Genomic DNA, 13,592 nt, shown 5'->3' with positions numbered 1-13,592 from the left:
CGCGCTGCGGCGCGAAGCGGAGCGGCTCGCCGGTGAGGAGCGGGCCGGCCGCGCGAAGCTGACAGCGGCCGAGGCGGCGCTGGCCGGCGTCCGCGAAGCGAAGCGGGCGTGCGCCGAGCGGCGCCACGCGGCCGAAGCCGAGACGGCGGCGTTGCCGGAGCGGCTCGAGGCGCTCGAGCGGATGCGGCAGCAGGCGCGGCTGCTGAAGGAGCTGAGCGAGCTCGAGAAGCGGCTCGGCGAGCTCGGCCGGCTCGAAGGCGAGCAGGAGCGCGAGCTTCGGCGAATGCGGGCGGAGCACGACCGGCTCGAGACGCTCTGGATCGAAGGGCAGGCGAGCTTGCTGGCGGCGCATTTGCACGACGGCAAGCCTTGCCCGGTATGCGGAAGCGCCGAGCATCCGAGCAAAGCGGCCGCAGGGGAGGCGCTTCCGTCGCGCGAGGCGCTGCAGCAGGCGAAAGAGTCGCTGCGTCATGCGGAGCAGGAGTTCAGCGCAGCGAAGGCGCAAGCGGCGGCGGCGCGGACCGGCTGGGACGCCGGGGCGAGGGAGGCGTCCGAGCACGGGATCGAGCCGGCAGCCCTGGCGGAGCAATACGCGCGGCTGGAGGCCGAGGGCAAGAAGCTGCGAGCCGAGACGGACAAGCTGAAGCAGCTTGCCGCTTCGCTGCCAGCGCTGCGGCAGGAAGAAGCGCTGCTAGACCGGAAGCTGGATGAGCAGTTGAAGGGCAAGGACGATCTGCAGCAGCGCCAGCAGCAGCTTGCGGTGGAGAGCGGCTCGAAGCAGTCGCTGCTCGCAAAAGAGCTGGAGCGCATTCCGGAGGAGCTGCGGTCGCCGGATCTGCTGGAGCGGCGGCTGAAAGCGCAAAGCGCGCACGTCGCCCAGCTCGAAGCGGCCTGGAAGGAAGCGCAGCAGCGCCTGCAAGCGGCACAGACGAAGCTTGCCGCCGAGAAGGCGGGCGAAGTCCAGATGGCCGCGCAGCTGGAAGAGGCGGAGAGCAACCTGCGGCAGGCCGGGGAGCGGTTCCGGCTGGAGCTGGCGGAGAGCGGGTTCGCCTCGCCGGCCGAATATGTGGAGGCAAGGCTGGCGGAGGCGGAGCGTCTGGCGCTGCGCGAACGGATTGAGGCGTTCCGCCAATCGGTCGCGGCGCTGGCCGAGCAGATGGCCGAGCTGGAGCGGGAGCTTGCCGGGCGCGAGCCGGCCGACACCGATGCGATGAGCGCGGCGCTGGCGGAGCAGAAGCGCGAGCTGGAGCAGGTGCTGGCCGAGATTCAGACGGCCGAGCGGTACCGTCAGGAGGCCGAACGGCTGAGTCGGTCGATCGAGGCGGCGCAAGGCAAAACCCGCGAGCTCGAAGAGCGTCTCGAGCAGGTGATGGACCTGTACCAGATGATCAAAGGCGACAACCCGCTTAAAATATCGTTCGAGCGATACATACTGATCGAATATTTGGAGCAGATCTTGCAGGCGGCCAATGCCCGGCTATCGAACTTGTCCAACGGACAGTTTATGCTGCAGCGCAGCGACCGCTTGGAGAAGGGCGGCAAGCAAAGCGGCCTTGGACTCGACGTTTACGATGCTTATACGGGGCAAAACCGCGACGTCAAAACGTTGTCCGGCGGCGAGAAGTTTAACGCTTCCCTTTGTCTGGCGCTGGGGATGACCGATGTCATCCAGTCTCATCAGGGCGGCGTCACGATCGAAATGATGTTTATCGACGAAGGCTTCGGCTCGCTGGACGAAGAATCGCTCGGCAAAGCGGTCGCCACGCTGGTCGACCTGCAAAAGGCAGGCCGGACGATCGGCGTGATCTCCCACGTGCAGGAGTTGAAGGATGCGTTCCCTGCCGTACTCGAAGTGCGCAAGACGAGGGAGGGGTATAGCCGCACGGAGTTTGTGTTAAAATAACCGGCTCGTCGTTATTACCCTGGAACCGGAACACCAAAAAATCGCCCCCGCTGTGATGGCAGCGGGGGCGATTTGGCTTACCGTTCAGGTTACACGTTCAGTGGCGTGTGAGTGCCGCCGAGCGTTCCGCCTTTCGTTTTTTTGTCTTTTTTGAAGTGTGCAACGGCTTTATGCAGCAGCGGCATCAGGTAGTAGTCGACTCCGTATTTGCCGGCGTTTGTTCCGCCGACCAGGATGAGCGTACCGATCAGAACCATCCAAGGGTTGGTGCTTACCGTTCCGGCGAAGAGGAACATGAAGTTCATCATCAGTCCGAAGAAGGCGGCTGCTGTCGTCAGAGCCCCTACGATAAGGCCGAGTCCGACCAGGAATTCACCGAGCGGGATCAGGAAGTTGATCAGTTTCACGTTCGGCATCGCAAAGTTGTCAAGGAATGCGGTGAAGGTCGGGTACATCGCGCCGCCTGTCGCTTTATCGACTACCGGCTTGGCAATGGCGTTTTTCAGGAACCCTCCGGCGTCGAACCCTCCGGTCAATTTCCCCCAGCCGGCTGTCATCCAATCCCAGCCAAGGTACAACCGGATGATAAGCAGCATGGCAGCGGCGTAACGATTTTCTCTCCAAAATTTGAACAACATGGTGATCAGCTCCTCATGGGATTATAATGTGAACTTTTTCACAATATAGGGTGTAAAAAAGGTTTTGGATCGATGTTGAATGAATTTGTGTTATCCTTTTGCACCGTTGGCGTGAAACCTTTCTAGTTCCGGAAGATTCACTTATCGGTTGGTTTTCGCTGTCGGCTGGATCGGGATCGAAGCATGGCCGGTTTCAAGTGCCGCATGACGCATCTTCCTTTCTTGTGCGCTCTTCTCGCCGGTGATGGGCTTGCTGCTTGCGTTGTGGGTATCACCTGCTTGTTTTTCGCTTTCTTTGGTTTTCCTTTCCACGTCTTTAATGTACCACATGTTTTGCGAATAACATGTGATTTAAATCACAAGCATAACCCTTTTTTGAAAATAATTTTGAACTCCAGCTACAGCGGGGCTTTGGGATGCGAAACGGGCCCGGCGGCTTAAAAATTCGGGGAAAATAAAAGATATCAGAGGTGAGTCTTGCGTAGGGGTAATTATTGGGCCCCTTAAACTGGCGAACCTTAATTGTACAATGGCCAATTGGTCCTATTGAACAGAGCCTTTATAACCAAAAACAGCCAAAGAAAGGATAGATTTTCTTGGTCGAATGGATTATGATGGGGAATATAGTCGAAAAGGCAAACTTATCGAAAGGTAGGGACGCAAAGCTGCAGGCCTTCCGGTTGTTAAACCGATGGCGGCTGGGCTGCCGAAGCATAGGGAAATTTTATAATTCACGTTATAAAACCGGTCCTGGCTTCTTTGAAGTTGGGATTCTTTTATGCGTCTGTCATTTGGCGACTGTAGCTTCCGCAATGTAAGCGATTTCTTCACAATTTCGAGGAGGAGTATCCGGATATGCGGTACGACCGATATGAAGACTTGATCGGAAAAAAACTGCTACATAATGTGATAAGCGCCAAGGGAATGATGCTCGTTCCTGTGGATACGGTTCTTACCGAAGGACATATCGAGAAGCTGCAAAACTTTCATATCGATTTGTTTGATATTCGCGCAGCAGCCGTCGAGCTAGAGGAAGATTCCAGACCGGTATGGAAGGAAGAACAGCCTGCAGCGGAGTTGACCAAGCAAGCTGCCGAGGTCAGGCCAGCGGCGGAGAATACGGTCGAATTCGTAAAACGGGCGGATGCCAAAATGCAGGAAATTGAGAAATGCGTTTTGCATACCGGAACTATTCCTGTTTCCGAAATGGAGTCCAACTTGCTGCCGGCGATTATGGGAGCGACGCAAAACCGGAACATCTACAAGCTGTTCGCCGAGCTGAAGGCGGAGGGCGATTTTCGCTTCAAGCATAGTATCGGCACTGCGTTTATCGCCGCGATGCTGGGGCGCTGGCTGCAGCTGGATGAGAAGGAAGTGACGACTCTGGCGATGGCCGCCAGCCTGTGCGACATCGGCACGGTCAAGCTCCCCAGCGCTCTGCTGAACAAAACGACGGAACTGGCGCCGCACGAATTCCAGATTTTGAAACAGCATACCGTCATCGGATACGAGCTGCTCAAAGAGTCGGAACTCGATCCCTGCGTGGCGCTTGTCGCCCTGCAGCACCATGAGCGTGAGGACGGCAGCGGTTACCCGTCCAGGCTCAAAAGCGCGGATATCCATCTGTTCAGCAAAATCGTCGCTTTAGCGGACGTATACTTAACGATGACGACCGATCGTACAGGGTGCCCTGCGCTTCCTTTTTATGAGGTTATTCAGAAGCTGCATGCGGATATATTGCAGAACCGGTTCGATTCGAAGATCGGCATGACGTTCCTGAATCGTCTAATGTCCGCCCAGGTCGGAAGCGAGATCATATTAACCGACGAACGGCGAGGGAAAATCGTGCTGATCAACGCCAATTATCCGACCAGTCCGCTCGTATCACTGGATACCGAATTTATCGATCTGAGCAAAACAAGCGCGCTTAAAATTAAAGAAATCGTCGGCTAGCCGGGACGCCGACTATCTGGAATTATTCGTTCCGTCCCGTCTCCGGTCAGGCTATGGTATAATAGCAGCATTCTGCTCGGAAGATAAGGAAAGGAACGGGGGATCTGCGATGCTGCCACTTGTATCCGTATTGACGCCGACCTATAACCGGCTTGGCGAGTTGGGAGAGCTGCTGGAGGCGGTCAGCCGCCAAACCTACAAACGGCTGCAGGTAGTCGTCGTGAACGACAACGGCGTTCCGGTCGAGCCGGTTTGCAGCTTGTATCCGGAGCTGGACATTCGGATCGTTAACCTGGAGACGAACCGGAAGCATGTGCGGGCACGCAATATCGGGCTCCAATACGCGGATGGGGATTACATCATGCCTTGCGATGACGATGACCTTCTTGTGCCTTCCCATATCGAGACGATGATGAAGCATATAGAGGGCGCCGATATGGTGTTCTCCGATGCCGAGATCGTCAATCTGGTATGGCAGGACGGTGCGCGAGTGCCTATTCATCGTATGGAATTTGCGTATGAACACGATCTGGCCGCTATGCGGCAGTTCTCCACCTTCGTCCCGTCAGGCAGTCTGTACCGCAAAATCGTGCATGAGTCTGTCGGCTCGTTCGACGAGCAAGTGTATCATTACTGGGACTGGGATTTTTTTCTGCGCGTCTCCGAGAAGCATCGTGTCAAGCGGGTGCCGATCGCCGGCGTGTTGTACGCCTTCTCGCAGGATGGCGGCAATTTGTCCGGTCAGCTTGAGGATATGAAGGCCTACTTGAATCAACTGTCGGCCAAACACGGACTGGGCGAGCTGCCTGCGAAAAATTTTTTCCTGCTCCTAGAGGAACCGGAGGTTCAAAGCCGGCGTGCCGATACGACCGTCTTGTGGGACGGGAAGCCCTTCCGCTCGAGATACGCGGCCATCGGCAGGGCGTAGGCGGGATCGGAAGATAAAGCGGAGATCAAGCTGTTCCTGAAAAGGTGACGGCTGTCTCCGCTTTTTTGTGCACAATCGGGTCAATCAACGAAAGCTAGACAAACGGTTCGATCACTTGCGGCCTGACAGCCGGATTAAGCCGCGAATAACTGTCTGTCAGCATCCGCCTGCAGCTTTGCACACGGACGAGCGTTGCGATTACGTAGGTATACCCGGAGCGATCCGTACGAATCGTTTCTTCCCAAGCCGGAGGCAGCGTATCGATTGTTGTGTCATCCGCTCTTGTCTGTACGGCTGGTTCGGAATCAAGGACCCGTTCTATCCGGATTCCTTGAAGCAGCGCTTCCTGAAGCAGCCGTTCGGCGAACTCGCCTTTGCCCAGAAGCATCGCGCTGCGAATCCCTTCCCGTCGCAGCTTGTACATCGTGTTAAAAGCGATAACGGCGCTGCCATAGGCGTCCCGCAGCCGCAAAAACGATACGTACAGCCGGTACGGCTCGCTGCGCGTTACGAGGCCTTGAGGCCAAAATACGTTGGCCGTATCCGGTCCGAAGCTGCTCAGGTCGATCAGGTAATCTCCGCCGCGCGTCTCCCATTCGACCGATAACGGCTCGCACAGCCGGATCGTCTGCACCCCTCCAAAGTTATCCTGATGGACCAGATCGCCAAGTCTGGACGCTTCCTCCGGTGTCGGCATATCCAGCACGCGGTGCAGCGGCAGGCTCCACTCGAGCGGATGACCGGCGGTGGCTGTCAAGCCGGGCTTTGCCTTCTGCCAGACGCTGTACCAGCTCTGGAACACCATCACGCCTGCCTGGCAAGCGCGCTTATACTCCAACTGTTCGGCAGGAATGTTCAGCTTGGCCGTCACGGGGACGATCGAGCCGTCATCGTTTCTCTCGTAACGGAGGGTCGAGCCGAAATCCCCCATCATCAACTCTTCGATCAGTCCCGGACTGCGCGCGAACCGCCGGGCGATACCGCCGGCCGTGTCGGGGCCGATCCAGCAGCGTATATCTGTCCCGCGAAATAATTGCAGCGCGGCGCGCTCCGTGCCCACGGCAAGCAGATGGATGGAATCGCCTTTTTGGCGTTCAAGCGTATAAGCCGCATCGATGGCGGCCTGAATCGTGCCGTTAAAGCCGAGATCGACGGTTATTAACCGGTCCGGGCTACCGCATTGCTGCCGGATATGCTCCAGCAGCCGCTCCCGCTGTATACGGATGGACCGGAGCGCAAGTTGTCTGGCGTAAGGCTGCAGCAGCAGACGCCGGAGAGTGTTGTGCCAAGAACGATCGTTAGTTTCTCCGAACCGTACGGAGTGCAGTTCCTCCACCGGCGTGGACAGCAAGTCCGCCAGTACGGGAAGTTCGACGGTCAGCGAAGCCGCTTCGACTCCGAGCATATGGAATACTTCACCAACCGTTATATGGCCGAGCCCCAGTACTTGATCAAGCTCCCGGTCGGTAAAATCGTTCATGGAAGCGAGCAGCGTAGCTTGTCTCGAGACATACAGCGGCTGGACGCTTATGGACAGTCCCCGTCTGCGTGCCGCTCTCTCCAGCGCCGGCCCCAGCAGGTGCGCTTCTCTCATAAGCGGATGGATCTCCCGTCGTCCCGCTGCGACGCACTGGTCGATCACCCAGTCGCAGAAGCCTTGAACGAACGGCCCGAGTATCTCTGCGCCGAAGCGGTAAAAAAACGATCGCGCACCAGTCTCCAACGAATCAAGCGCGGGTTCTTCCACAATGTTCATCTCTTCTTCGGGATGAAGAACCGCTGCCGGCATTGTCGCCCCCGCCAGCTTCCGGACTGCGGCGATCGCCGGAAGGACAGGGCCGTGCCGCACCGACTCCCAATGAAACGGGCTTTCGATCGTCTCCGGTATAAGCGTGTAGTGAATGGCGGCGATTCCCCGTCTGGCCGCACCTTCAACGTCGGCAGCCTCGTTATCCCCGATATGAACGAGCTCCGTGCGGTTTATGTCCGGGAACGCGCCCAGCAGCGAATCGTACAGACGGCCCGAACGTTTCCCGAACCCTTCCTCGGAAGAGACGAGTACGGCATCCAGCAGCGAGGCGTCCATACCGTTGGCGGTCAGGAAGGACGCGATCTGTTCGCTTGATAAATACATATCGCTCAATAGCGCGACGCCGATGCCGTTGTCCTTGCAGAAGCGGATCAGCGAAGCGGCATACGGATTGACGAAGATCAGCTCGCGTTCCGTTTCGAGTTCAAGCTGCAGGAGCCGGATTCGGTCGCCGAGCTGTACGGGCATATGCTCGTAGATCCGTTCCAGCGTCGTTTCTCCGAACCCGGAGACGTCCTGTTCGCGGGCGAGCTTTTCGGCTGACATCCGAAGTGCGCGAAACTGTGCGGCGGTTGTCGGCCGGGTAAACAGCCCGAGCTGCGCCGCCTTCCTGGCGGTACGTTCGAATACGTCCGCCGGCCTGGAGCAGCATCGAAACAGCAGCGTATCGAATACATCGAAGCTGATTAGACGCAACCCGCCGATTAGAGGCTCCAGACGCCGTAAAACGATATCTCTTTTCCACAAATGCTGCTCGGGGATGTCCCCGAGTTCGGCCGATCCCATGGCCTGTTTCCTCCCCCGGTTGAAGCTTCTTTATCCTTAAGTCTAGACTTGCGGGGGACCGGAAGCAACCCGTATTTTGCCGGGTAAGGGCCGTCCGTCTACTACCTCTCTATACTTTCAAAGCTTGGATAACTGTGTTTTCGCTTTATTGATAATAACCGTCGTCTCCGCCTCCAGATCGTACAAGCTCCGCTTATGATCGGATATTTGGCGCAGCCGGATCAGCAAGGCGGATAGCGCTTCCGACGAAGCTTTGGCGTCCTGCTGCTTCACATGCGGAGTGAACATCTTCCAGTCGGCGGCGACCTGCTTGTTTAGACGGGTGACGGCTTCGCGGTGCGTCCGCATTTTGACATCGACGGGTTCGAGAGCTGCCAGCGTCTCCCGTATTTTTTTCTGCTTGGCGGATGTTTGTCCTTTGGCGGCGGTTAACTGAGCTTCTTTGTTCCGGATATCCTGCTTGGCGAGCTGAACGGCGGCTTTCATGCCGGTTGCCTGAATTTGCAGGATAGCCGCCCACTCTTTACTGTGCAGCTTCTTGGCCGTCGTGATTTGCTGATTGATCGACGTATACAAGTCCAGCATCGGCTTGTACCGCGCCTTCGTGTCGTCGACGCGGCGTTTTAATTCCGCGAGAAAACTCTCGTCGAGCTGTTTGATTTGCTGCCGGAGGACCTTCAGCGCTTCGTCGTTGCGGATTCGCAGCTCTTTGCTGTCCGCATCGCGCTTCCGATGCTCTTGCTGCAGAGCGGTCAGCTCGCCGTAATGGGAGCCGAGATTTCGTTGGAGCGTACCGCCGGCGGCATCCGCCATTTTGTCAAACGATTTTTTCATCGTCGCCGACAGCTCATAACCAGCAGCCGCCACGGTTACCGGAAACGAATGCAAAATCAGAACCGCGGCGATCAGGGCGGCCAGCAGCCGGAACTTTTTTCCCATGCGTTTTCCTCGCACGTTTCATTCCTCCTTCTTCCCCAAAGTCCGCCGGCGAACGGCAAAAAAGCACCGGAAAGCAAGGCATCTCTGCCTCACTTCACCGGTGCTTCCGTCGTAAGCGTCCCAATAGGAAATTCATATTTTTGTAAAATATATCTCAAATATGAAGGGCTGTCAAGAGTGCCGGCCCAATGGTAGACCGGGGAAGGAATGAGGTTGGTTTCATCGCCGGGGTAGCGCCTTTTGCACTTTCCATTCAACGGTCCGACCGAGATGTGGTATAGTGGAAGTCGGAGAATTTCAACAGGAAGCGGAGGGAATCTGACGTGACCGCGCAACAGATGGCGAGAGCGGTATTAAAAACGCATTTTGGCTACGATACGTTCAAAAAGGGACAGGAGACTCTCATTTCCGGCATTCTCGAAGGCCGTGACGCTCTTGGCGTCATGCCTACGGGAGCGGGGAAGTCTGTCTGCTACCAGGTGCCGGCGGCTGTGATGGACGGAGTGACGCTTGTCGTATCGCCGCTGATCTCGCTTATGAAAGACCAGGTCGATACGCTCAATCAGTCGGGCATCCCGACTACCTTTATCAACAGCACGCTGACGGTACAGGAGCTGAACGCAAGGTTCCGGGACATTGCGGGCGGGCGGTACAAACTCGTCTACGTGGCGCCGGAGCGGCTGGAATCCGACCGGTTCGTCCGGCTGCTCGCGGAGCTGAATATCCCGTTCGTCGCCGTCGATGAAGCGCACTGCGTATCCCAGTGGGGCCATGACTTCCGGCCGAGCTACATGGCGATCAGCCGGCTGCTCGACGTGATTAAGCCGAGGCCGATCATCGCCGCCTTTACGGCGACCGCTACGGACAAGGTGAAGGCGGACATCGTCCGGCATTTGCGGCTGAACGATCCGCTCCGTGTAACGACCGGTTATGCCCGGGACAATCTGAGCTTTTTCGTGATGAAGGGAATCGACAAAAAGGCGTACTTGGCCGACTATGTACGGGGGCGTTCCGGCGATTGCGGCATTATCTACGCTTCCACCCGCCGAGAGGTGGAGGAATGCTGCAACTACCTCGTCAAGCTCGGGATCCGGGCGGGGCGATACCATGCCGGCCTGCCGGACGAGGAGCGGGTCCGCAACCAGGAGCTGTTCCTGTACGACGAGCTGAAAGTGATGGTCGCTACCAACGCGTTCGGCATGGGGATCGACAAATCAAACGTCAGGTACGTCATTCATTACAATATCCCGAAAAATGTGGAATCGTATTACCAGGAGGCGGGACGGGCCGGCCGCGACGGCGAGCCGGGGGAATGCATCCTGTTGTACGCGCCGCAGGACGTGATGACGCAGAAGTTTCTGATCGAGCAGGGCGAAAGCGATGAGGACCGGAAAGCGATCGAATACGGCAACCTGCACGGGATGGTGGAATACTGCCATACGACGGAATGTCTGCAGCGGTACATCGTCCGCTATTTCGGCGATTCCGACGGGCAAAGCTGCGGCAGATGCGGCAGCTGTACGGACGACCGGGAGGTCGAGGACGTGACGCTGGAAGCGCAAAAAATATTTTCATGCGTCGCCCGGATGAAGCAGCGGTTCGGCATTACGCTCACGGCCAAAGTGCTGCGCGGGGCTAACGACGCCAAGGTGCGCCAATTCGGCTTCGAACGTTTGCCTACTTACGGAGCATTAAGTGCGCGCAAGGAGAAAGAGATTGTCAACCTGATCAACGTGCTTGTAGCGGACGGTTATATGCGGCTGACCGACAGCCAGTATCCGGTCTTGACGCTGACGAACGAAGCGAGAGGGGTGCTGGAAGGGAAGGAGCAGGTGTTCCAGAGGGTGACCCCTGTCGCGCGTTCCGCCTCCCGTTCGGCCGATACCGGGGACGAAGCGCTGTTCGAGAAGCTGCGCCAGCTGCGCAAAACGTTCGCCGACCGGGAGCGGGTGCCCCCGTTTACGATATTCCACGACGCTACCTTGCGGGAGCTGTGCATCGTAATGCCGGCAACGGAAGAAGAGATGCTAACCGTTAAAGGGATCGGCAAGGTCAAGTACGACAAGTACGGCCATGCATTCCTCTCTTGCATAAGCGAACATTCGGCTGCCGGGAACGGTTAGTCTTCAGTAAATGATGGCAGATTGGGGAAACGGCGTGTCGGCGGCTTAGGCATGAATCCTTCCTATGATCCTTACTCTCAAGAGCGGAAAACATTCTCGAACGGTCGCCCTGGCTGGGGCCGATGCGGAGGGAGTCGTTTTCGCTCTTTTTGCTGCCATTTGTACAGAGAATGGCAGGATTTGCGCAGTATCCGCCTTTTTTACCGGGGAAAATCGGAAATCTTTTACTTCTGCTTTCCTCTTTTTTCCTATATGATGGAGACGAAACTATCTATCAAACGGAAGGGATGAAGATGGACGTGAAGAATGGTGCCGGGGAAAGAATAGAAGGGGACAAAAGATATTCGTTCCGGCTGGACGATACGGATATTGTGCTCGGAGCAGACAAAGGCAAACACGGGCTCGTATCTTGCCGGTTGCCTGGAATCGGATATGATCTGGTCCGGGAACCGTATTACGTGCTGAATTTGTACCGGATCATGAATGAAGGCCGTCTTCGCGCGATTGCCCGAAGCGAACCGTTCGTCGTAAGCGGGGAAACCGCAAACGGCATTCGTCTGCAATGGGAGCCGACGGAGGCGAACCCGTGCCGGATGGAAGCGGTTTATACGATCGCGGACGCTTCTACGATCGATCTGCGCATAACGATTGAAGCGGTTAATCCGTTGTCCGGGCACGAGCTTACGGTATCGTCTTATTTCGATTTCCTTCTCGAGCCTTACGCCGTATTGCCGAACTGGCCGGGCAAAAAGGACGATTCGGATCTGCATCTGCTGAAAGTGGAAGATCATCCTTACATCAAAGGACACTACGTTTATTTTCCGCGGGATAACGAAGCGGCGCATACTCATCTGGACGGCAGATGGCTTGACGAGAAAAGCGGGAAGCCGATTGCCCACTTCGTCACAGGTCCGTATTATGGAAGGCCGATTGCCGTCATGGGCAACGAAGACGTGCACGTCGTGCAGATGGCGGACCCGGCGGAGTGCGGAGCGATCGGCATCACCTATTCCAGCCCGGAGGAAAACGACAGCATCAGACGGCACAACGCCCTTTATTTCACTTTGTTCGGCGGCCAGTTGCAGGCGGGGGACCGGCGGGAGGCACGGATGCGGCAAGTTATTCTGAGCGGCAAACCGAGTCTCGACCGGCTGCTTGAGCTTTACAAGCAATTTGTGTGAAGACGCCCTTGATTCTCGCGACATTTTGGACGAGATAAAGACGATTCCAAGCCTTGCTGCCGGAAAGTCCGTTCCCTTACAATGAAGTAAACGATTGCTGGCGACGGCCGGCTCCTCTTGCAAATGGAGGAAGGCCGAAGCGGAATCGGCAGAGGGACTGGAGGTACGTGCGATGAAATGGAGTCTATGCTCTACAGGAAACCGGGATAAGCCGGTGGAGTATGTATTAAACCGCGTCCGCGAGCTCGGACTGGACGGCGTCGAGCTGTGGACAGGGCATATAGACGAATATGCAGAACGTTGCGGAGCCGTCGACGGGCTGGTGGACGAGATTCGCAGCAGCGGCTGGCAGGTGCCGGCGATTAGTCCGTATACGCATTTTACAAAAAGTGACGAAGAACGTGCGGAAAGTTTGGCGGCTGTCGAGAAAGCGGCTCAATATGCCGTCCGGTTCGGCAGTCCGCTGGTCCGGATATTTCTGGGCCATCTTCCGTCGGCCGAAGCTTCGGAGGAGTTGTGGAATCGTGCGATTCAGACACTGAAGCAGGCGCTGGACCTTGCAGACCGGTACGGAGTGAACTTGGGGCTGGAGATGCATAACAATACGTTTGCGGACAGCATCGAGTCGATGCGGCGCATTATTGTAGATGCGGACCACCCAAGACTGCGTCTGTTGTTCGACGGCTTCAATTTATATCTGGAACGGACCGATCAGGCGGAAGCGCTGGAAGCGTTTTACGATTATACCGACCATGTACATATCAAAAACTACTTCTGGAAGCTGGACGCTCCGGAAAGCCGCAAGCCTTCGACGGTGTTGGTCGGCGACGTGGACAACGTCAAGCTGTGCGAGATGCTGCGCAGCAAAGGTTATGAAGGTTTTCTCTCCTTCGAATATTTCGGAGCGGAAGGCGAGCTGTGCGTCAAGGAATCGGTCGCCGAGCTTCGGAGCGGCGGATGGATGAACGGTACGGTACGCGGATAGAGGACCGAAGAAATGGGAGAAGAGCCAGCTGGAACCGGCGGCAGCCGTGAACAGCTAAGGCTCTTTTTTCGACATATAACAGAATTTATAAAATTTCGTGGACTAACGAATCGGATCGTGCTTATGGCTGAAAAACGACGTTATTCCAGACGTAACGAATCGAAGCATCGTTATTGAACCGCAAGTGGAAAAAACGATTCGATTTGTTGAAATAACAATACATGAGTTCTTTAGATATTCAAACGCCCGCATTCGGCTCTGATAACGGTTGCTAGGTTCGTTAGCCATACCACCGCATGGAAGAAAACACAACTGAGGGAGAGCTGCAGGAGCGATGGTACCCATT

10 protein-coding genes and 1 riboswitch are annotated in these 13,592 nt (G+C 56.7%); of the genes, 6 read left to right on the top strand and 4 right to left on the bottom strand.

All coding sequences use genetic code 11. From position 1 onward, the window contains the following. The coding region (locus tag IDH45_RS31670; RefSeq protein WP_317891318.1) for an SbcC/MukB-like Walker B domain-containing protein at positions 1–1,903 on the top strand (1,903 nt) is incomplete at its 5' end. A gap of 89 nt (positions 1,904–1,992) precedes the next feature. On the opposite strand, the gene IDH45_RS31665 is transcribed toward IDH45_RS31670, so the two are convergent. Next, on the bottom strand, positions 1,993–2,541 hold the full coding sequence (locus IDH45_RS31665; RefSeq protein WP_190932151.1) for a DoxX family protein: 549 nt from the start codon (positions 2,539–2,541) through the stop codon (positions 1,993–1,995). Positions 2,542–2,682: 141 nt separating this feature from the next. After that, positions 2,683–2,871, bottom strand: a complete 189-nt coding sequence (locus IDH45_RS31660) for a hypothetical protein (RefSeq protein WP_190932150.1) — start codon at positions 2,869–2,871, stop codon at positions 2,683–2,685. Between the two features lie 294 nt (positions 2,872–3,165). Continuing rightward, positions 3,166–3,252: riboswitch (cyclic di-GMP riboswitch) on the top strand. A gap of 144 nt (positions 3,253–3,396) precedes the next feature. On the opposite strand from IDH45_RS31660, the gene IDH45_RS31655 reads away from it, so the two are divergent. Both IDH45_RS31655 and IDH45_RS31650 read left to right on the top strand, forming a co-directional pair. Next, positions 3,397–4,494: an HD-GYP domain-containing protein gene (locus tag IDH45_RS31655; protein ID WP_190932149.1), complete on the top strand. Its 1,098-nt coding sequence runs from the start codon at positions 3,397–3,399 to the stop codon at positions 4,492–4,494. Positions 4,495–4,603: 109 nt separating this feature from the next. After that, positions 4,604–5,422, top strand: coding sequence for a glycosyltransferase family 2 protein (locus tag IDH45_RS31650; RefSeq protein WP_190932148.1), 819 nt, complete (start codon positions 4,604–4,606; stop codon positions 5,420–5,422). Between the two features lie 94 nt (positions 5,423–5,516). Here the strand turns inward: IDH45_RS31650 and IDH45_RS31645 are convergent, their stop codons facing one another. Both IDH45_RS31645 and IDH45_RS31640 read right to left on the bottom strand, forming a co-directional pair. Further along, entirely contained in the window at positions 5,517–8,018 is a 2,502-nt protein-coding gene (locus IDH45_RS31645) for an HAD family hydrolase (protein ID WP_190932147.1), read from the bottom strand. A 117-nt stretch (positions 8,019–8,135) separates the two neighbouring features. After that, complete coding sequence (locus IDH45_RS31640; RefSeq protein WP_190932146.1) at positions 8,136–8,972, bottom strand: hypothetical protein; 837 nt, start codon at positions 8,970–8,972, stop codon at positions 8,136–8,138. A 323-nt stretch (positions 8,973–9,295) separates the two neighbouring features. On the opposite strand from IDH45_RS31640, the gene recQ reads away from it, so the two are divergent. The 3 genes from recQ (at position 9,296) to IDH45_RS31625 (ending at position 13,246) form a co-directional block, all read left to right on the top strand. Continuing rightward, positions 9,296–11,080 (top strand): DNA helicase RecQ, encoded by a 1,785-nt coding sequence (gene recQ / locus IDH45_RS31635; protein WP_190932159.1) that lies wholly within the window; start codon positions 9,296–9,298, stop codon positions 11,078–11,080. A 293-nt stretch (positions 11,081–11,373) separates the two neighbouring features. Further along, positions 11,374–12,261 carry a hypothetical protein gene (locus IDH45_RS31630; RefSeq protein WP_190932145.1) on the top strand — a complete coding sequence of 296 codons (888 nt, stop codon included), beginning with the start codon at positions 11,374–11,376 and terminating at the stop codon, positions 12,259–12,261. Between the two features lie 172 nt (positions 12,262–12,433). Then, positions 12,434–13,246, top strand: coding sequence for a sugar phosphate isomerase/epimerase family protein (locus IDH45_RS31625; protein ID WP_190932144.1), 813 nt, complete (start codon positions 12,434–12,436; stop codon positions 13,244–13,246). The last annotated feature ends 346 nt before the right edge of the window (positions 13,247–13,592 follow it).

The organism is Paenibacillus oceani (assembly GCF_014705615.1).
GTDB classification, from domain to species: Bacteria; Bacillota; Bacilli; order Paenibacillales; family NBRC-103111; genus Paenibacillus_AB; species Paenibacillus_AB oceani.
This window is presented reverse-complemented; position numbering and strand designations above follow the sequence as displayed.

What these genes read in the sequence shown, in the direction of transcription:
- IDH45_RS31655 (WP_190932149.1), top strand. Translation starts at nt 3,397, where the DNA reads ATGCGGTACGACCGATATGAAGACTTGATCGGAAAAAAACTGCTACAT.
- IDH45_RS31645 (WP_190932147.1), bottom strand. Translation starts at nt 8,018, where the DNA reads ATGGGATCGGCCGAACTCGGGGACATCCCCGAGCAGCATTTGTGGAAA.
- recQ (WP_190932159.1), top strand. Translation starts at nt 9,296, where the DNA reads ATGGCGAGAGCGGTATTAAAAACGCATTTTGGCTACGATACGTTCAAA.
- IDH45_RS31650 (WP_190932148.1), top strand. Translation starts at nt 4,604, where the DNA reads ATGCTGCCACTTGTATCCGTATTGACGCCGACCTATAACCGGCTTGGC.
- IDH45_RS31660 (WP_190932150.1), bottom strand. Translation starts at nt 2,871, where the DNA reads ATGTGGTACATTAAAGACGTGGAAAGGAAAACCAAAGAAAGCGAAAAA.
- IDH45_RS31625 (WP_190932144.1), top strand. Translation starts at nt 12,434, where the DNA reads ATGAAATGGAGTCTATGCTCTACAGGAAACCGGGATAAGCCGGTGGAG.
- IDH45_RS31665 (WP_190932151.1), bottom strand. Translation starts at nt 2,541, where the DNA reads ATGTTGTTCAAATTTTGGAGAGAAAATCGTTACGCCGCTGCCATGCTG.
- IDH45_RS31630 (WP_190932145.1), top strand. Translation starts at nt 11,374, where the DNA reads ATGGACGTGAAGAATGGTGCCGGGGAAAGAATAGAAGGGGACAAAAGA.